General features: G+C 35.5%; 21 protein-coding genes and 1 tRNA gene. 15 read left to right on the forward strand and 7 right to left on the reverse strand.

What is annotated here, in order from left to right; genetic code table 11:
• Positions 1-7: 7 nt before the first annotated feature.
• Entirely contained in the window at positions 8-1138 is a 1131-nt protein-coding gene (locus tag PHX18_03175) for a DUF6273 domain-containing protein (GenBank protein MDD3593610.1), read from the forward strand.
• A 12-nt stretch (positions 1139-1150) separates the two neighbouring features.
• Complete coding sequence (locus PHX18_03180; GenBank protein ID MDD3593611.1) at positions 1151-1495, forward strand: zf-TFIIB domain-containing protein; 345 nt, start codon at positions 1151-1153, stop codon at positions 1493-1495.
• On the opposite strand, the gene PHX18_03185 is transcribed toward PHX18_03180, so the two are convergent.
• Entirely contained in the window at positions 1492-2097 is a 606-nt protein-coding gene (locus tag PHX18_03185) for a YkgJ family cysteine cluster protein (protein MDD3593612.1), read from the reverse strand. The two genes, PHX18_03180 and PHX18_03185, sit on opposite strands and share 4 nt — an antisense overlap.
• Complete coding sequence (locus PHX18_03190) at positions 2097-2636, reverse strand: type II secretion system protein (protein MDD3593613.1); 540 nt, start codon at positions 2634-2636, stop codon at positions 2097-2099. The genes PHX18_03185 and PHX18_03190 overlap by 1 nt, the downstream gene beginning before the upstream one ends.
• Before the next feature lie 82 nt (positions 2637-2718).
• Here PHX18_03190 and rsmA point away from each other — a divergent pair, with 82 nt between their 5' ends.
• Positions 2719-3573: a 16S rRNA (adenine(1518)-N(6)/adenine(1519)-N(6))-dimethyltransferase RsmA gene (gene rsmA / locus PHX18_03195; GenBank protein MDD3593614.1), complete on the forward strand. Its 855-nt coding sequence runs from the start codon at positions 2719-2721 to the stop codon at positions 3571-3573.
• 9 nt (positions 3574-3582) lie between these two features.
• Here the strand turns inward: rsmA and trxA are convergent, their stop codons facing one another.
• The gene (gene trxA, locus PHX18_03200; GenBank protein MDD3593615.1) at positions 3583-3906 is read right to left on the reverse strand and encodes a thioredoxin; all 324 of its coding nucleotides are present in this window, start codon (positions 3904-3906) and stop codon (positions 3583-3585) included.
• A 79-nt stretch (positions 3907-3985) separates the two neighbouring features.
• On the opposite strand from trxA, the gene PHX18_03205 reads away from it, so the two are divergent.
• Positions 3986-5125, forward strand: a complete 1140-nt coding sequence (locus PHX18_03205) for an LptF/LptG family permease (GenBank protein MDD3593616.1) — start codon at positions 3986-3988, stop codon at positions 5123-5125.
• On the opposite strand, the gene PHX18_03210 is transcribed toward PHX18_03205, so the two are convergent.
• Positions 5118-5294, reverse strand: coding sequence for a hypothetical protein (locus tag PHX18_03210; protein MDD3593617.1), 177 nt, complete (start codon positions 5292-5294; stop codon positions 5118-5120). The genes PHX18_03205 and PHX18_03210 overlap by 8 nt on opposite strands.
• 518 nt (positions 5295-5812) lie before the next feature.
• On the opposite strand from PHX18_03210, the gene PHX18_03215 reads away from it, so the two are divergent.
• The 3 genes from PHX18_03215 to PHX18_03225 all read left to right on the forward strand — a co-directional run bounded on the left by PHX18_03215 (position 5813) and on the right by PHX18_03225 (position 9234).
• The gene (locus tag PHX18_03215; GenBank protein ID MDD3593618.1) at positions 5813-7453 is read left to right on the forward strand and encodes a hypothetical protein; all 1641 of its coding nucleotides are present in this window, start codon (positions 5813-5815) and stop codon (positions 7451-7453) included.
• A 1-nt stretch (position 7454) separates the two neighbouring features.
• Entirely contained in the window at positions 7455-9134 is a 1680-nt protein-coding gene (locus PHX18_03220; GenBank protein MDD3593619.1) for a hypothetical protein, read from the forward strand.
• Between the two features lie 29 nt (positions 9135-9163).
• Positions 9164-9234, forward strand: a tRNA-Cys gene (locus PHX18_03225).
• Positions 9235-9306: 72 nt separating this feature from the next.
• Here PHX18_03225 and PHX18_03230 read toward each other — a convergent pair.
• On the reverse strand, positions 9307-9627 hold the full coding sequence (locus PHX18_03230; GenBank protein MDD3593620.1) for a hypothetical protein: 321 nt from the start codon (positions 9625-9627) through the stop codon (positions 9307-9309).
• A gap of 108 nt (positions 9628-9735) precedes the next feature.
• On the opposite strand from PHX18_03230, the gene ugpC reads away from it, so the two are divergent.
• The 7 genes from ugpC to rsgA all read left to right on the forward strand — a co-directional run bounded on the left by ugpC (position 9736) and on the right by rsgA (position 16019).
• Entirely contained in the window at positions 9736-10836 is a 1101-nt protein-coding gene (gene ugpC, locus PHX18_03235; protein MDD3593621.1) for a sn-glycerol-3-phosphate ABC transporter ATP-binding protein UgpC, read from the forward strand.
• An 85-nt stretch (positions 10837-10921) separates the two neighbouring features.
• Positions 10922-11185 (forward strand): hypothetical protein, encoded by a 264-nt coding sequence (locus PHX18_03240; protein ID MDD3593622.1) that lies wholly within the window; start codon positions 10922-10924, stop codon positions 11183-11185.
• Positions 11175-12638, forward strand: a complete 1464-nt coding sequence (locus tag PHX18_03245; GenBank protein MDD3593623.1) for a monomeric [FeFe] hydrogenase — start codon at positions 11175-11177, stop codon at positions 12636-12638. The genes PHX18_03240 and PHX18_03245 overlap by 11 nt, the downstream gene beginning before the upstream one ends.
• Before the next feature lie 64 nt (positions 12639-12702).
• Positions 12703-14163 carry an Asp-tRNA(Asn)/Glu-tRNA(Gln) amidotransferase subunit GatB gene (gene gatB, locus PHX18_03250; protein MDD3593624.1) on the forward strand — a complete coding sequence of 487 codons (1461 nt, stop codon included), beginning with the start codon at positions 12703-12705 and terminating at the stop codon, positions 14161-14163.
• Positions 14164-14172: 9 nt separating this feature from the next.
• Complete coding sequence (locus PHX18_03255; GenBank protein MDD3593625.1) at positions 14173-14757, forward strand: hypothetical protein; 585 nt, start codon at positions 14173-14175, stop codon at positions 14755-14757.
• Between the two features lie 57 nt (positions 14758-14814).
• A complete protein-coding gene (locus PHX18_03260) occupies positions 14815-14973 on the forward strand; it encodes a hypothetical protein (protein MDD3593626.1) in 159 nt (52 codons plus the stop codon).
• Positions 14974-15017: 44 nt separating this feature from the next.
• Entirely contained in the window at positions 15018-16019 is a 1002-nt protein-coding gene (rsgA, locus tag PHX18_03265; protein MDD3593627.1) for a ribosome small subunit-dependent GTPase A, read from the forward strand.
• Here the strand turns inward: rsgA and PHX18_03270 are convergent.
• Positions 16016-16396, reverse strand: coding sequence for a hypothetical protein (locus tag PHX18_03270; GenBank protein ID MDD3593628.1), 381 nt, complete (start codon positions 16394-16396; stop codon positions 16016-16018). The two genes, rsgA and PHX18_03270, sit on opposite strands and share 4 nt — an antisense overlap.
• 451 nt (positions 16397-16847) lie before the next feature.
• Between PHX18_03270 and PHX18_03275 the strand changes: the two genes are divergently transcribed.
• On the forward strand, positions 16848-17225 hold the full coding sequence (locus PHX18_03275; protein ID MDD3593629.1) for a hypothetical protein: 378 nt from the start codon (positions 16848-16850) through the stop codon (positions 17223-17225).
• Here the strand turns inward: PHX18_03275 and PHX18_03280 are convergent.
• The gene (locus tag PHX18_03280) at positions 17222-18094 is read right to left on the reverse strand and encodes a hypothetical protein (protein ID MDD3593630.1); all 873 of its coding nucleotides are present in this window, start codon (positions 18092-18094) and stop codon (positions 17222-17224) included. The two genes, PHX18_03275 and PHX18_03280, sit on opposite strands and share 4 nt — an antisense overlap.
• Positions 18095-18201: the final 107 nt, after the last annotated feature.

An 18201-nucleotide genomic window follows, 5' to 3' on the forward strand; every position in this document is an offset into this window, starting at 1 on the left:
AAATTGTATGAAAAAGAATTTATTTTTACTGATTACATTAGCATGTTTTATTTTTACTAACATGGCACACGCAGACGTATTCAGCCAGATTAACAATGCACTCTATACTATAGACAGAGCGCAAAATACAGGAAATCGTTTAAAAGATACTATTCCTGATTCGTCCAAAAATCAAAATCAACAACAAAACTCCTCTAACCAATATCAACAGCAATATAACCCTAATCAAACCAATTATTTACCAGCTACCCAATATAACTATAATCAATACCAAAATCAGGGATATTCTCAAAACCCCAACGGCAGTTATAATATAAATGCTACAACTTACGGAACCCAGCAAGCGCAGCCTCAAATTCAGTACAATCAACATAATCCTCAAAATGATTTCAGGTACAAAGGAAACGCTCAAACTGTCGGCGATTTACCGCTGGGAACCATAGTCATGGACCCTAATTCTATGTGGAATTACATTAAAGATAAAAATTATGCGGGGGCCATTCAATTTAGAATGCCTGTTTTTTGGAGTGTTGTAGGCTATGATGTATATGCAAAAGACTCTTCTTTGCTGTTTGCGAGACATCAGGTTGCCCAATACCCTTTTAATCATGAAAATAAATCTCTTACGCCTTATCCTGATTCAGATATAAGGAGATGGCTAAGAACAACATTCTACAAGCATTTATCACCTGAATTCAAAAATGCAATTGTAGAAGTAACCGTAGAAAATCAGGATTTAAAAGGAAATCTTGTCAAAAGCAATGAAAATGTATTTTTACTTTCCATAGTAGAACTCGTTTTATCCGACAGAAAAAATAACGGAAATGGGCTTGAATATGAATACCTGCCCCAAGAATTAACCTGTAAATCTCTAAGCAAACTTTATAACGAAAAACTCATAGAAATTGAAGCTCCCTCTTATTGGACAAGAACCATTAACAGCCCTAAAGCAATTTCGGCAGGGTTCAAATATGATGCCTTTGTAGTAAATCGAAATGGAGTAATTGATACTTGGCCTGCAGATTTCAATTATTCAGTCAGGCCTGCAGTCAATATAAAATCAACAACAAAGGTTACAGGACCTTATGCTATGGACCTTAACGGGAAGCAATTAATTTACTATACACTAATATTTTAAAGGAGAAAAACCATGGATTGTCCTAACTGTCAAAATACAATGATAAGCAAGAAAAAAGATTATGTAGAAATAGATTTTTGCGAAAGCTGCGAGGGGCTTTGGCTTGATTTATACGAATATGATGACATAAAGAAAATTCTTAAAATTCAAACAAAAACCGATGAACCCTATTTTATGCCCTCGGTAAGGAGTAATGAAAATCCTAAAAAATGCCCTGTTTGCGACAGAGTAATGGAAAAACTCCAAATCACGGAAGGTATTTTACTCGACCGATGCCCTGCACAACACGGTGTCTGGTTTGATAAAGGCGAACTGTCAAAATTTTTCAACGAAAATATTGAAGAATTTTTAAGTTAAATATTATCAAAAGAAATATCTACCCCTGATTTTTTAAGGCTTTCCATACTTTGCTCATCCAACAACTGGAGCTTGTTGAACCTTGTTATAAATTCTTCGGGAGAAATTTGTTTTCTCTCTTTTTCAAGTTTTTTATATTCCTGCTGTATTGATTTAAAATTGTCGAGCTCTTTCATAAAAAGTTTGTATTTACTTTTGCACTCTTGCGCCCAATCTTCGTAAGCACACCCCGGATGCATTATTAAAAAAGGTGTATCAGGATACATTCTGCATAATTCAGGTCTGTTCTCATAAATACCACATCTGTTGTCATCTTTAATGTGCTTACAGCAGAAAAATTTTAACTCTTCTTCATTGTAATCATCATTATTTTTTAAATTTTTAATAACATTTTCAACAGTACCAAAAGAAGCAGCTCTTGCTTCGTCCAAGGTGTTATAAGGAACAAACATTTCTAAAAAATCAACCGCAAATTTATCCGCCTGATTAAATCTTTCAATCAAACTGCTGTAGGAAACCGAAGGAATGGCACATTTGCAGCATTTAGCGCAAAGGTTACATTCGGGGTATTCTACAGAAAACACTTTTGACCATTTATTCATTAATTAATGCCGTTCCTGTAGAGATTTAGGGTAAACTGGTCTTTATTCAGCTTATTAGGCTTCATTTTACCGTTCACATCATAGATTACCAGGCCGCAAGCCTTTGTGCTATCTTCAACATCACCGCAGTTTTCATTTAAGTAATAAAAACCAACCTGGGTTCCGTTTAACAACACAAAGCCCGACGGGTTTTTTACAGGCAATACTTCAAAATTCCTGAATTCTTTTTCATCATCTAAAAACTTTGAATAAGAAATCAAAGATGCAAATTTATCACGTAAAAAGCGGTTTGCTTCAAGAGTATCAGGTTGAAGACCGTAAGATAAAAAACCTTTTGAAAATCCTGTAAGATTGTTAGAGCTCATAACAATGGAGCGAGAGGTAATCTTGAGATTTTTTACCGCAAAATTCTTACGTGAATTAAGCGATGATTTATCAGCCGATTGCATAAGCAGCGAAAAAATAAGCACCGTAACCAACACTGCGGCAACCATCAGAATTAATAATTCAATTAAGGTAAAAGCACGGTTTTTTCTCATAAAGACATTATATAAATAAGTCAATGTTATTACAAGATAAATATGTTTAAGTTAATATAATACAATATTTAAGGAAAAGATAATGAATCTCATCCAAAGAGCAAAAAAATTCAGAACAAAAAAACATCTGGGGCAAAATTTTTTAACGGATTCCAATGCAGTAAATTCCATAATATCTGCCGCAAATATAACACCTGATGATACGGTATTGGAAATAGGCGCAGGTATAGGGTTTATGACGGAACATATAGCTAAATATGCCAAAAAAGTTTATGCGGTTGAAATAGATACATACGCAATAAAAGAACTTCAAAAATTACCTTTTAAAAATATTGAAATCATCGAAAAGGATATTTTAAAAACCGATATTTCGCAATACAAAACTGACAAACCTTTAAAAATCATAGCAAATATTCCATATTACATAACAAGCCCTATTTTGGCTCATTTATTAGGAGAAATTGACGACACAGACAATAAAAACAGAAGCGCTGTTTCAGAAATTTTTCTTATGGTGCAGCTGGAGGTGGCAAACAGAATTGTAGCCGACAGCAAAAGTAAAAACAAAGAATACGGGCTTTTATCAATACTTTGCAATTTTAATGCCGACACAGAATTCCTTCTAAAAGTACCCTCAGGAAGCTTTTATCCTGCCCCGAAAGTGGATTCTGCCGTTGTTAAAATAACTCCGTCGGTGAAGTCAAAATATAACCCTCAAAATATAACTATGCTAAAAAAAATATTAAAAGCCGCTTTTCAGACAAGGCGCAAAACATTAAAAAATTCCCTTTCAATCGGCGGGTTTGAAAAGGAAATAATAAATAAAGTATTTAATAACTTAAATCTCTCCGATACTATAAGGGGAGAAACTTTATCTATAGAAGATTTTTGTAATCTTTCAAATGAATTTGATACTCAAAAAAAGGAAGGCTTTTAGCCTTCTTTTTTATATATGTTTTTCTATATTTGATATCAACTGCGCCTTTTGCATAAGCCCTACCAATCTTTCGACAGCCTGGCCGTTTTTAAAGATTAATATACTCGGTATTCCACTTATACTAAATTCTTGCGTAGTCTTTAAGTTTTCATCTGTATTAACTTTTACAACTTTAACTTTTCCATCAAATTCATCAGCAATCTCATCAATAATAGGCGAAATCTTTCTGCAAGGTCCGCACCAGGGCGCCCAAAAATCAACAAGCACAGGTCTTTCAGAATTTTTAACCTCTTGCTCAAATGTCGAATCAATAACTTCTAATGCTTTTGACATTATGTTCTCCTTAAATCTTGTTTTTAAAACGTATGTTCGATATGATTTTATCATAAGATAAAAAAAAATACAGGTACTCATGGACAATAAACTTAAAATTTTGGATAAATATATAACAAAACAGTTGCTGGAAGCCTTTTTGATAGGTATTGTGATATTTACCTCCATAATATTTGCAACCGATGCATTTATTACAATTGTGAAACAAATAACAGCATACGGTATTCCTCTTTATGTTGCAGCTATACTGGTAATACTTAAATTGCCTTCCATGCTAATTTTTACCATACCTATGGGCGTTTTGCTGGCAACATTAATGACTGTCAATCGTATGAGTTCTCAACAGGAAATAACGATTCTACGCTCTTGCGGTATAGGGATTGCAAGGATTTCAAAACCTATTCTTATATGCGCTGCAGCTTTGTCGTTATTAGGATTTACGATAAATGAAGTAATTGCACCGGGTGCCAGTAAACAAGCCAAGACACTTACAATCTGGGCTATTACTCAAAAAAACGTACCTAACGGCAAACGTAACTTTATATATAAAGAAGTAAAAGACGGAGGACTGAAAAGGTTTTTCCACGTTGCATCCGTAGAAAAAAAGCAGCTTAACAGTATAACGGTGTTAGATTTAACAAGAGATAAACTTATTCAGGTTATTTACGCTAAGACAGGCAAAACTACAAGTGAAGGCTGGTTGATGGAAAATGGCGTTGTTTATACTATATCTACTAACGGCAAAGTATTGAATACTACGGTCTTTGAGTCACTTAATTTCGATAACACTACAGAAGCTATGGAAAGAATAGCCGATATCAGAGAAACCGACTTAAATTATTTTGATTTGAAAAAATATATAAAAGAACAGCATGCAATGCTGGATAAAATAACATTGAACGAAGAAATGATAAAAGAAAGAAAAAATAGACTAAGAGAGTTTGATATATTGATGAATGAAAAACTTGCGCTGCCTTTTACCGCAATAATATTTGCTCTTATTTCCATTCCGCTGGCGATCACAGGTCCAAGAGTACGCTTCAACAGGGGGCTGCTATTCAGCATACTGATTCTTTTTATATATTACATACTAAGAGCCGTTTCAATTTCTTTGGGTCAGGCGGAATTTTTAAATCCTGTTCTGGCGGCATGGCTGCCAAATATCGTTTTGGGAATTTTTGGGTTTATCCTTTATTATCGCAAGGCTTATCTTATTTAATCTTTTGAGATACGTTAAAACAATATGCCCTGTAAGCTCCGCCATCTGCTTCTATAAGCTTTTCATGCTTAATCGGATTTTGCATTTCATGGAGCATCTGCTTTACAGTATCAACTGTAGCAATCTGTGTTCCTGTGTTATTTCTTATTCTTGGATTAACATAACCCATACAATCACACCTTTTGAATACCTTATATTTTAATAAAAAATTTTTCTCTTAAAAAAATGCCCCCCTTGTAAAAGAATGTAAACTTACTTGTTTTGTTTTTTAAAAAATCGCACCATGTTGTGAAAAAATCACAAAAAATATTCATGTTTTATAAATTTTTGACATGCTTAATTTTTAAAAATCAGTATATTATACAACTTAAACTCACTAAAATCCTATTTTTAGCCCATTTTGTTAAGAAATATTAAGAAAACAAAAAACTCTATTTTTAAATAAAAAACTGTTATTTTTCAAAAAAATACTTTTAAAGTTTTTAAAGAGAAGGGAAAGTTCCCATAAAAATAAAAAAACAATCTGTAAAAAGCTTAGATTTAAGCTGCAAGCAAAAAACAGATTTTTCGGCGACTAACAAATTTTTTCCTTTAAGTGTTTTAAATTTGACGTGTAGTTGCTACACTATTATTTGTTCGTTATTAAAAAGCTTGTTTGAACCCATAGTTAATCACATAAGGCAGTAAATGTTAGTAAGTTTAAACGTAGAAAACAGTTCATATAAGAAACAATCCAACCCAAACCTGAAGCAGTCGTCAGAAACTTTTAAAGGGATAGGGAACCTTATCACGCAAGGATTAATTGCAAGCGATAAAAGCCCTATGGTAGGAGTGTCTATCATTGATTTAACCTCTATGATTACACCAAGAACTATTATTGACGCAACAAGAAACGGGTTTGCCGCTACGGAAACCTTCCTGAGAGAGTCTGCAGGACTTATTATTAACTGCTTAATTCCGGGAGTAGTTGTTTTAGGGGCAGGTAAACTCGTGCAAAGGTTAGTGATGGGTAAAGATTTTGCAGGTTTACAATCTCACAAAATATGGGCAAATCAGGCAACCAATGAAGCACTTACAAGTGCATGGCTGGGAACAAAAGGCGGCAACACAGAAAGAATAAGCTCGTTTGTTGATAGTTTAAATCAGATTGAAGTTTTATCAGGCAAAAATAACTGGGTGCCGATTTCAGGACTTAAAGACAACAAAGCTTTGCTCCAGGGTATAAAAGATGCAATAGGAAAAAACGATAAAAAGCTGGTTGAACAAGCTACAGATAAACTTATAGAACAACTGGGCGGTTCAAGAAACATAAAATTTGCCGATGGGGTTCTGCCTCACAGCGCCTTGAGCGGTATAAAAAAACTGGACATATCTTCATCAAATATCAAAAATCTTACAAGAGATATGAACGATATGGCAAATACGTTTATTAAAATGAATGACAACCAAATTGCTGCTTTCAGCAAGAAATTAACTAAACTTATCAATACCAAGAGTTTCTTAGGTTTAGCCGCCATCGCTGCATTAGGAGCCTCATTCCAGGCGTTCAACAGATATATTACAAAAATGAGGACCGGCAGCAGCGGGTTTGTCGGAGAAATAGATTACCCTAAAAAACCGAGTTTTGGTGAAACACACCAACATAAACTTACCCATGAAGAAAGGAAAAAACTAAACTTTCATAAAATGCTAAGCGTTATGGGACTGGCTGCACTGGCTTTAGCATCATTCGGTAAACGTCCGAGCGTAGGAATGTTCCAATTTAACGGTATTTTGCCAACCCTTAACCAGTGCCGCGCTATTACGCTGTTTACTTTTGGCGGCAGGCTTGTATCCAGCGAAAGTGAAAATGAATTAAAAGAAACAAGACTAAGAGATTTCTTAGGGTTTATCAATCTTTACTATCTGGGAGATTATGTAGCAAAAGCCGCTGCAACATGGAAGGAAAGAAACCCTGCTTTCAAAGGCAAGCTTCTTAATGAGACTAAAAAGTTTGACCCGAATTCAAGCTTTATCGACAAATTCTGGCACTGGTTTAAACATACCGAATTAAAGGGCTTTGAAGAAGTAGCTAACAACCCTGCCTTGAAAAAGGCAAGAGCCTTCTCTCAAGCCTCCGGTCTTATATATTCATGTATAGTACTCGGTCTTTTAATTCCGATGTATAATAAATACAAAACATACAAAAACGGCAGAGAAAAACAAATGCTGAGAGCGCAAAAACTGCAGGAACAAGAAAATAATAATCAAAGCCCGGGGCTAAGTACACAAAAGAAAGAAATATATCAGGCTTTTTTCAGGGCAAACCAACATCAGAGGCAAAGCTAAAATGAAAATATCACAACCCATAGACATACTAAAATATAATAAACAAGCAAAATCAGATAACAACGAAACAACTTTTAAAAATGCTGCTTTACTCACAGCGCCGTTTATTGCTATAAACAGGCATGAACTGATTGGTCTTGCTGCTATTGATGTAACTTCAATGGGCTTGCCAAGAACTATCATTGACTTTACCAGAAATACGTACGCAGGTATGGAAACAGCTTTCAGGGAATTTTCTTCAACTCTTAATCTGAGCTGGATAGGGTTATCAGGGCTATTAACCGCAGGTTTATTGGCAATACCTATAAAAAAGAAGTATGATGTAGACTTCAAGGTAATTACAGCCGACAGCGACACTGTCGATACTTTTGCAAAAGCATTTCATAAAATAGTGAATAAAAATCCGGCTGCTTCTCAAAAAGAGCTTGCCGAAGAATTATTAAACACTGTTTTTGCCGATGTAAAGGGCTGGGCAGGTAACAGCAAAATGAGTACTTCTGTCTTACATTCACTGTCCTGCGAAAATAAAAATGCAATAGTTAAAACACTTTTGCAAGAAATAGAAAATAACAAAAAATTTGCATTAAAAGGAGATGTTGCTTATAAGCTGCTTGCACAAATGAACTTTGATATTCCTTCTACGGGCAATCTTATCGCTAAAATTGACGGCAAAGAGCTTATGGCAGAGGGTAAATATTTTATCAATGATGCTTATTCTCTTACTAAAGCATTTATACAGAAGAATGTTGTAGAACAATTCGCAGGAAGTGCGGATACAGCTTCCAATAAATTCCTCAAAAGTTTTTCAAAACTGGCTGTAGGTAAGACTATATTAGGTTTAACTTTAATCAGTGGCATAGGTTTTTCTATACAAAAATTCAATACCTATATGACTAAAAAGCGCACAGGTGTGAGCGGTTTTGTCGGTGATCCCAATTACAAAGCACAATCTGCCAATGTAAGTAATGATAATAAAACTCAGGAAAAACAAAAGAGTATCCTGCCTCATAAGCTGGTTACGGCTTCCGTAATAGGATTTTTCGTATTCAAAACAATCGGCCCGAAAAACCCAGGGGATTTTCTCAAGAAAATACAGTTTAAAAGTTATCTTCCTACATTAGACCAAATAAAAGTCGTCTACGGAACTACTATTATAGGGCGATTGTTAGCCGCAAGAAATAAAGATGAAGTTCGGGAAACTGCTTTCAGAGATTTCTTAGGCTTTACAAATTTCTTATTATTAGGCGCTTTAGTAACAAAACTGTACGTGAACTGGAAAGATAAATCCTTAATTAATTATGATGAAAAAGTACACGGAAAAGGCTTCTTAAATTGGATAAAAAATTCAAGCATTAAATCTCCCGAAGAAATAATCAATTCAGGATTAAAACATAATGTCATACAAGACAATAAACTTCTGCCTGTAAAACAGCTGTTCAAAAATAACTGGATAAAACCCGAAGGCGAAATTGCCAAAAGACTTTCTGTTACTAATACTTCTAAACTGATAGGATTGTTATATTCCTGCATTGCGCTGGGTATTGCGGTTCCTTTGATTAACAAATGGATAACAAATAGGAAAACCGCTGCAAAATCCGCTGTAACAATTGCAGAAGTGCAACCGTCTCAGGAAACTAAAAATAAAGCGGTTTCAGAATTTTTAAAAGCTTCCTTCAAATAAAATACTTTTCATGATATCCTAATTACTACGGCGGCATGGCCAAGTGGTAAGGCAGGAGCCTGCAAAGCTTTTACCCCCAGTTCGAATCTGGGTGCCGCCTTTTAAAGATTTTACACTTTTATTTCCAGGATTTTCTGTTTTCTAAATTTAATAAACAGAATAAAGAATATCACTAATTATTATGACTTGTGATATCTGTTTTGATATATTCACAAAGCTCTTCCAGCCTTTTGTCTTCCATAAACTTTATTATTTCAGCGGAATTTTTGACTTTACCTAACGCAAGAGCAATCTCCGCAAACAAAACACACTCATTACAAAAAACTTTATCTCCGTAAGGAATGGAACCTGCTCTTGCTGCAGTTTTCGCACAACAATCGCATTGGAATTCTTCAAACTCGCTTGAAGGGTCGTCTTCTATATCATCCAAACGCATTTGCTGAACCACTTTTTGCATATTCGCTATAAACTCTTCCTTTTCTTTATCGTTCATAAAAAACTCCTTCGGTTTGAAATAACTATAACATAAATTAGCATTGTAAGACTAATATTCTATTCGAAAATCTTGTCTTGTTAAAATATCACCGAAGGTGGTAAAATAATGGCAGGTATTTTAGTTTGGGTAAAAATGGCAAAAGTAGAATTTAAAAACGTTAACAAATCTTATGACAAAAAAACAAACACTATAGAAAATCTGAATTTAGAAATTAAAGACAAAGAATTTTTAGTATTGGTAGGACCTTCAGGATGCGGCAAATCAACTATTTTAAGGATGATAGCAGGGCTTGAGGATATAACCAAAGGCGAACTTTTAATAGATGATACCGTTGTTAATTCAATGCACCCAAAAGACAGAGATATTGCAATGGTATTCCAAAACTACGCCCTGTACCCTCATATGACGGTCAAAGAAAACATGGCTTTCGGGCTTAAGATGCGTAAATTCAAAAAAGATGAAATCGAAAAAAGAGTCATAAATGCCGCCAAAATTTTGGATTTAGAACAATATCTTGAGCGCAAACCAAAACAGCTTTCAGGCGGTCAACGACAAAGAGTTGCTCTTGGCAGAGCAATGGTCAGAAACCCTAAGGTTTTTCTGATGGACGAACCGTTATCAAACCTCGATGCCAAGCTCAGAGTTCAAATGAGAAGCGAAATTAAAAAACTTCATCACGACATAGACGCAACAATAGTTTACGTTACCCATGACCAGGTCGAAGCGCTTACTATGGGTGATAGGATTGTTATTTTAGACAAAGGAATAATCCAACAGATAGGAACGCCCGAAGAAGTTTATAACAACCCTGAAAATATCTTCACGGCAGGATTTGTAGGTTCTCCTGCGATGAATTTTTTTGAAGCCGTACTAACTAATGACAATAAAATAGAAATACTGGGTCAGACTATTGCACCCGGGGATGAATTGCTGCAAATTATAAAAAATCATAATAAAACAGAGTTTGTTTTTGCAATAAGACCTGAATATTTTGTTGAAAATTCGCCCGTAACAATAGAAATTACACCGTATCTGACAGAGCTTCTCGGCAGTGAAAAGCTGATACATTTCAGCTTTAAAGAACAAAACATCTGCGCCAAAGTCTCAATAAACTTTAACGTAAAAGAGAATGAAAAAACAGTATTAGGGCTTGATTTAAACAAGGTTCTTTTATTTGATAAAATAACTAAATCAAGACTACGATAAAGCAAACAGAAGATAAAACGGGTAAAAAATATTTTAAAAAGGTTGTAGTAAAATATATATAAAGACAGTTTTGAAAGGACAATAAATGGAAAAAATTCAAGTAAAAGTATGTTTAGGTACAACCTGCTTCGTTATGGGCTCATCAAATTTACAGGAATTAATGGAATTGGTGCCTGCTAAATATGGCGATAAAGTAGAGGTTTCAGGCTCACCATGCCTTTCAAAATGTAATATCGACTGGGAATATTCAAGAGCGCCTTATGTTACGGTAAATAATGAAGTGGTTTTTGAAGCTACCGTAGAAAAAGTTATGAGAGAAATAGAAAAGCAACTTAGCTATGCAAAATAAAAATAATCAGGCAACACACCTGAAAAAAGAAATATTAATACGAACAATAAAGGCATTTTTGACAGATGATTTTCCCGCTAAAGCAAGGTTAATCCCCTACGATATGCGCCCAAAAGGGTGTGCTGTTCCTTTCAGGTGCTGTGTATATAAAGAAAGAGCTATATTAAAAGAAAGAACTATAGCTGTCCTTGGCTTTTCCATTGAAGAATATGATGAAAGAATTTCATTATCATCATATGCACAAAAAGCATTAAAAAGGTCAAAACCTGAAACACTTCCTTTAACAGTACTGGAAACAGCCTGCAAAGGCTGTGTTCCCAGCAGAATCCACGTAACGGATTTATGTCAGGGTTGCGTAGCCCGTCCTTGTACAACAAGCTGCAACTTCGGCGCTATAGATATAATTAACGGCAAAGCCTTAATTGATAGCGAAAAATGTAAAAATTGCCAAAAATGTATCAGTGCATGTCCCTACAGCGCCATAACAAAGGTTGTTGTACCTTGCGAAAATGCCTGCCCTGTAGGTGCTATTGCTAAAAATGAAAAAGGACATGCAAAAATTGATTTTGAAAAATGTATATCTTGCGGCAAATGTGTAAGCATCTGCCCGTTCGGAGCGGTCCACGTCAAGAGTCAGATTATAGACATTCTTAAGCACATAAAAGAAAATAAAAAAGTTATAGCACTGGTTGCCCCTGCCATTGTTGGACAACTACCCTATCCCATTGGCAAAATCAAATCAGCTATAATGAAATGCGGCTTTTGCGATGTAATGGAAGTAGCGCATGGCGCAGATATTACAACCAAACATGAGGCAGAAGATTTCAAACAAAGAATGCGGCGCGGAGACAAATTTATGACGACTTCATGCTGTGCAGCTTACAATGAGCTTGTGGATAAACACATAGAGGACATGAAGCCGTTCCGGTCAGATTCTCATACACCGCTTTATTACACCGCTGAAATTGCAAAAAAGAAGTGTTCTGATTGCATAACAGTTTTCATAAGCCCTTGCGTGGCAAAGAAAACCGAAGGGATGAAAAACCCCAACGTTGATTATGTACTAAGCTTCGAAGAACTCGGTGCATTACTCGTTGCTAAAAAAATAGAAGTAAATAATTGCCCTGATGTTCCGTTTGAAGTCGAATCATCCAAACAAGGCAGAAATTTCCCTCTGACGGGCGGAGTTGCCAAAGCCGTTGAAGTTGCAACCAACAACGATATTGTATGCAGAAATGTATTAGTTGACGGGCTAAATATTCAATCCATACGTGAACTAAAAAAATATGCAAAGAATAAAAACTGCGAGCAGGGCAATTTGGTTGAAATAATGTCCTGTGAAGGCGGATGTACAGGCGGCAATGCTTGTCTGAACAGCTACAAAACAGCAAGCAAACAGATAACAGAGTATGCCTCTAACGGAAAATGCGTTAATGATATAGAAATCGAATAATAAGCTGCCGATTACTTTATTTATGATAAAATTAGGGGTGTAAAAAGATTTGGAATCGAAACTTATGAATATAACATTAGATAGCATTTTAGAAAAGTATGAAGTAGTAATAGGCTTGGAAGTACACGCCCAATTAAAAACAAAATCCAAAATATTTTGTGCGGACTCAACACAATTCGGTTGCGACCAAAATACAAACATAAGCCCTATCACGCTTGGCATGCCGGGAGTACTGCCTGTTTTAAACAAAGAAGCCGTTAATATGGCAATATTGACAGGCTTGGCTTTAAACTGCGAAATAGCAGAAACATCAAAGTTTGACAGAAAACAATACTTCTACCCTGACCTGCCCAAAGGTTATCAAATATCCCAGTTTGAGAAGCCTGTTTGCGGCAAAGGCTATCTTGAAATCAAAGGCAAAAAAATAGGCATAACAAGAGCCCATCTTGAAGAAGATGCCGGTAAACTTGTCCATGCCGGTGCAGCAGGACTTGCTGGCTCATCATATTCTTTGGTAGATTTAAACAGGGCGGGAACACCTCTTCTTGAAATCGTATCAGAGCCTGATATCCGCTCAGCCGAAGAGGCTAAAGAATATATGGAAGAACTTCGCAATATTGTGCGTTATGTAGGGGTTTGCGACGGTAATCTTGAAGAAGGCTCAATGAGATGCGATGTTAACATAAGCTTAAGACCCTTCGGGCAGAAAGAACTCGGTACAAGAGCAGAAATCAAGAATATCAACAGTTTTTCCGCTTTGAAAAAAGCTGTTGATTTTGAAATTTTCAGACAATTTGAAATTATTGAAGCTGGAGAAAAAGTTATTCAAGAAACCCGTCTTTGGAACGAAAACGAAGGCATAACAAAGTCAATGCGGAACAAAGAAGATGCTCATGACTACAGGTACTTCCCTGAGCCTGACTTAATGCTCCTGGAAATATCTAAAGAATGGATAGCGGAAGTAAAAGAAAGAATGCCTGAACTTCCGTCGCAAAAACGTACAAGATATATGAACGAACTCGGACTAAGCGAATATGATACAAACGTAATAGTAGACCAAATGGAAACAGCTCTTTTCTTCGATAAAGCAGTTGAACTGGGTGTAAATCCTAAAATAGCTTTAAATTGGCTTATGGGCGATATTACAGGGTATTTAAAAGAGAACAGGCTTGATATAACCCAAACAAAACTAACCCCTCAGACACTTGCGCAAATGGTTGAGATGATTGAAAATGGTACTATTTCAAATAATATAGCAAAGGATATAATAATTGAAATGATTGAAAATGGCGTCGACCCCAAAACTATAGTAGAGAAAAAAGGCTTAAGTGTAATTTCCGATGAAGGGCAAATAGTTGAAATCGTCAAAAAAATTATTAATAATAACCCAGGACAGCTTGAAGCTTACAAAAACGGGAAATCACAACTTTTTGGCTTCTTTGTAGGTCAGGTAATGAAAGAAACCAAAGGCAGAGCCAACCCGCAAGTTGTAAATAAACTTTTAACAACAGAGTTATCAAAATAAAGGATAATAATGAATTTTTTAAAAGCAGTCGTTTTAACAGTTCTGTTAATTTTTGTCCAAACCTGCTATGCAAGTGTAGGAAATTTGAAAATTGATTACGGAAATAAACCGTTAAAAGGCTCTGCTGTAGAAAACACACAAACGTCCTCTACCCCTGTGCTTAGCGGAGGAGTCAGTAAATTACAGGAACTTCCCAAAGCCATGTATGGGATTTGGAAAGTTGAGGGGACTTTGCTTGAAACCAATACCCCTGATGTTTACCTTCAAACCACATCTGACATATGGGTTTTAAGCCAAAGCGGACCTATCGTAACAATATCAAACCCAAAGAACGGGGCGACAGCTTCCATTACAATTAATGAGGTTATAAATAATACCGCCACGTTTAGCAGACAAATTTCCGGGTATAATAGAAAAGAAACCGAACAGGTAACTATTACCGTTAATGGCGATATCTTTACGGGGACAGATACTATAATCTCGGAAACGTCTTCCTGGGCGGGGTCGTCGCTGGTCATGACTTCTAAATACAGAATCAAAGGTACCAGACAATCAGGTAACAATTTTAATACTACTAGCAAATTCTGGTATTGATTTATTTTATTATATAGTATAACCTTATATTACAAACACTAAAGGAGCGGTTTAGTTATGGTTAAAGACTTTCAATTAAAAGAGGTAACTCGCAAAAGAATTACTCTGGACGACAAAGAAGTAAACAATTTTACCCTTAGCTTCAACAACAATGAAGCAACTAAACAGATAGAACTTACCGGTGATAGCGATTTAAAAGTTGTTATTAACGTGTAATAAGTGTTATAATTGCTTCATCATAGAGCAATTGAGAGGTTTTCTTGACAGGAAAAGTTATTAAAATATTCTCGGATTTTTATTATGTCAAATCCGGCGATTTTATTGTTGAGTGCAAACTAAGAGAATTTTTTAAAAAAGCAGGAATTAGCGTTTTAGTTGGTGATAACGTAGAGATAGAAGATTACAACCCTGTTTCTAACCAAGGCGCTATTTCGAAGATTTTGGACAGAAAGAATGAACTTGCCCGTCCTTCTGTTGCGAATATTGATATTGTAGTTCTTGTTATTTCATTAAAAAGTCCGATAATCGAATATAAACAAATTGACAGATACCTAGCGCAGGCAATACAATTCGGATTAAATTTAATTATTTGTGTGAATAAATCCGACCTGTTAATAAAAGAAGAAAAAGAAGATTTTAAAAAATTATACGAGAAACTTGGATACAAAGTAATCTTTACATCTGCAACAAAAAAAACAGGGCTTGATGAGCTAAAAAAAGAAATTGCAGGCAAAACCGCCATTTTATCGGGAGCTTCAGGGGTTGGGAAATCCAGTATTATTAACGCTTTTGACCCTGAATTATCACTCAAAACAAAAAAAATCAGCCGCAAAACTGCCCGCGGAACTCATACTACAAGGCATTGTGAACTGTTTAACATTGATAATACAACGAGCGTTTTAGATACGCCCGGGTTTAGTCTGCTTAAATTTGATAATATGCAGCCTAAAGAGGTAGAAAAATTCTTTGGCGAGATTGCAGAATATGCCTATTTTTGCAAATATTCAGACTGCTTGCATGTAAATGAAGAAGGCTGCAGTGTATTAGAGAACTTGGACAAAATATCCCAAAGCCGCTATCAGAGCTATTTGTCAATATTGGAAGAGGCAAGGCAGTACAAAGAAAAAATTAAACAACAGGGTGTTAAAACCGAATCAAAAGTAAAAACGGTTCATAATAAACAAATTTTAAAAGTTTCCACAAAAAAAAGAGATGACTCAAGAAAAAAATTAAAACAAAATCTTTCAAAGTATTTTGATTAATTGTACTGGGGTAAAAGCTTCAATTGATGGACTTCTTCTGTATTTTCTTTTTCATCAACCCAAATCTGGGTAGTGTCGTATTTTCTGTTATTTTTTTCGGTTTCTTTAGCCGCAATCGCAAAATTCATATCAAAATAGTTAATATTCTCTATACGCCCAAGTATATATTCATTGCTTCCGCAATTGGAACAATAGTTGGCAAGAGGGATGATTTTGCCGTCTTTAACAATACCTATGCGTTTTTTATTACAGCATTTACATTTGACTATATACCAGTTAATTTTTATAAGCTCACCGCAATCGGGGCAATAGCTCATTGCCCTGTTCGTCTGAACATTAGGGTGAGTGCATTGGTTAATTCTAAAAAGTTTTAACAAAAAATATAACATATTACCTCACATGTTATATTTAATGGAGCCTAGCCGAAAAGTCAATTTTTCGACAGAAAAATTAGGCTTCTGGGTAGGCGACCTTAGAAGTGTGAAAAACATAGCAGCTGCGAGACAGCAGGTGATATGTTTTGAAACCGGACAGTGGAGCCTAGCCAAAAAGTCAATTTTTCGACAGAAAAATTAGGCTTTTGGGTAGACGCGGGAGGAAGCCGGGCAGCTAGGAGGCTGAGAAGTTGAGGTTAGGGTTTAAGAGTTTAAGAGTTGATAGCTGTCTTTGCGAGCGGATCGCAGTGGAGCGCGGCAATCCAGTGTTTTTAAGTGTTGTTTTGCAAGTTTTTGCCCGGATTGCTTCGCTACCGCCTACAAAAACACCGCTTCCCGATATACGCAATTTTTCTATGCTGACAATTTACAAAAAATTTGTTAAAATAATATTATGAATAATTTAAAGAAAACTTTAATATTTTCTTTTCTTGCTGTTTTGTCATTCAGCATTCTGTTTATAGGCAAAAGTTTTGCTGATGAAAAATATCAGTTAATTTTAATATATGCGAACTGGAATGTTTATTCTCAAAAAGCAATAAGTGTTTTTGAAGAAGTAGCAGAAACTTCCAACGGCAAATATTCTTTAAAGACTATCGATATTGATGACAAATCGTCTTTTGTAAGGATAAACCAATTAAGATTAGAGCCACAGCCGACTATTCCCTGCTATTATGTTTTAAATAAGAATAACAAAACATTATACAAATCAGGTTATCGCAACGAAAATGCAGAGAAAATAATGTCAATATTAAATTCTAAAACAAATTAAGCCAAAACTTCTCTTATTGCGTTTTTAATCTTATTAGCAACGCTTTCTATATAATATTCACTGACAACACCGCTGATAACAATATCCGCATCTTTTGCATAAGGACGGACATAAAGCTTTGCCCCTTTATTAACAATCTCAAACAGCATATCCGCTGCTCTGCCTGTTTTACCGCGTGATACAGAACGTTTATACCATCTGTCTTTTATAACGTCGGCAGGGGTATGAACATAAATTGAAACATCCAAATGCTCTTTCAGCATATTTTCAAGCACAAATAAACCTTCAAGTAAAATCACCTTAGCAGGCTTCTTTTCTATCTTATGCGGGATGCTTGCGATTGTTATAAAATCGTACTCAGGTGTGGATATTTTTTTACCGCTTTTAATTCTTAGCAAATCTTTTCTTAAAAGCTCCAAATCAACCGCAGCAGGTTCATCCAGAGAAAAGCCTCTTTCAAAAAGAGCTTCATAGCTGCCGGCGTCTTTCAATTCCTGGGATTTATCCTTGTAATAATTATCACTGGGTATAATTGTGTATAAACTTTTATTTTTTTCATTAACACAAATATCAAGAATTTTCCGTGCCAATGTGGTTTTACCGGATGCTGATTCACCCGAAACTCCTATAGCTATGGACTTATGGGGATTTTTTACTATATTAAGCGCCAATCTGTCTATAAAACCTGGCTTAAACTCAAGAAACAGGGGATTTTCTACCGCTCTATCATCGTTAACTATTTCAATCAGCTTACTTGCAATTTGTTTTGCTAAAAACGCATTGTTAGAAGCTTCATCACAAGAAGGAAGGTTCAAAAGCAAATCATCCGATGTTGCAATGCCACATTCCATAAGTTGAGAATTCAACATATTACCCCCAGCCAAACTATATTCTTATAATAGAGAAAAATATCCAAAAACTCAATTGGATTAGCACAATCTGTTATAAAAATTAACGAAAAAAGCACACCCGAAAG

Source organism: Candidatus Gastranaerophilales bacterium, assembly GCA_028696075.1.
Classification (GTDB): Bacteria; Cyanobacteriota; Vampirovibrionia; order Gastranaerophilales; family JAILCC01; genus JAQVHS01.

Bases quoted from the DNA above. Each gene is read 5' to 3' on its own strand.
- PHX18_03175 (MDD3593610.1), top strand. From the start codon at position 8: ATGAAAAAGAATTTATTTTTACTGATTACATTAGCATGTTTTATTTTT.
- PHX18_03180 (MDD3593611.1), top strand. From the start codon at position 1,151: ATGGATTGTCCTAACTGTCAAAATACAATGATAAGCAAGAAAAAAGAT.
- PHX18_03185 (MDD3593612.1), bottom strand. From the start codon at position 2,097: ATGAATAAATGGTCAAAAGTGTTTTCTGTAGAATACCCCGAATGTAAC.
- PHX18_03190 (MDD3593613.1), bottom strand. From the start codon at position 2,636: ATGAGAAAAAACCGTGCTTTTACCTTAATTGAATTATTAATTCTGATG.
- rsmA (MDD3593614.1), top strand. From the start codon at position 2,719: ATGAATCTCATCCAAAGAGCAAAAAAATTCAGAACAAAAAAACATCTG.
- trxA (MDD3593615.1), bottom strand. From the start codon at position 3,906: ATGTCAAAAGCATTAGAAGTTATTGATTCGACATTTGAGCAAGAGGTT.
- PHX18_03205 (MDD3593616.1), top strand. From the start codon at position 3,986: ATGGACAATAAACTTAAAATTTTGGATAAATATATAACAAAACAGTTG.
- PHX18_03210 (MDD3593617.1), bottom strand. From the start codon at position 5,294: ATGGGTTATGTTAATCCAAGAATAAGAAATAACACAGGAACACAGATT.
- PHX18_03215 (MDD3593618.1), top strand. From the start codon at position 5,813: ATGTTAGTAAGTTTAAACGTAGAAAACAGTTCATATAAGAAACAATCC.
- PHX18_03220 (MDD3593619.1), top strand. From the start codon at position 7,455: ATGAAAATATCACAACCCATAGACATACTAAAATATAATAAACAAGCA.
- PHX18_03230 (MDD3593620.1), bottom strand. From the start codon at position 9,627: ATGAACGATAAAGAAAAGGAAGAGTTTATAGCGAATATGCAAAAAGTG.
- ugpC (MDD3593621.1), top strand. From the start codon at position 9,736: ATGGCAGGTATTTTAGTTTGGGTAAAAATGGCAAAAGTAGAATTTAAA.
- PHX18_03240 (MDD3593622.1), top strand. From the start codon at position 10,922: ATGGAAAAAATTCAAGTAAAAGTATGTTTAGGTACAACCTGCTTCGTT.
- PHX18_03245 (MDD3593623.1), top strand. From the start codon at position 11,175: ATGCAAAATAAAAATAATCAGGCAACACACCTGAAAAAAGAAATATTA.
- gatB (MDD3593624.1), top strand. From the start codon at position 12,703: ATGAATATAACATTAGATAGCATTTTAGAAAAGTATGAAGTAGTAATA.
- PHX18_03255 (MDD3593625.1), top strand. From the start codon at position 14,173: ATGAATTTTTTAAAAGCAGTCGTTTTAACAGTTCTGTTAATTTTTGTC.
- PHX18_03260 (MDD3593626.1), top strand. From the start codon at position 14,815: ATGGTTAAAGACTTTCAATTAAAAGAGGTAACTCGCAAAAGAATTACT.
- PHX18_03275 (MDD3593629.1), top strand. From the start codon at position 16,848: ATGAATAATTTAAAGAAAACTTTAATATTTTCTTTTCTTGCTGTTTTG.
- PHX18_03280 (MDD3593630.1), bottom strand. From the start codon at position 18,094: ATGTTGAATTCTCAACTTATGGAATGTGGCATTGCAACATCGGATGAT.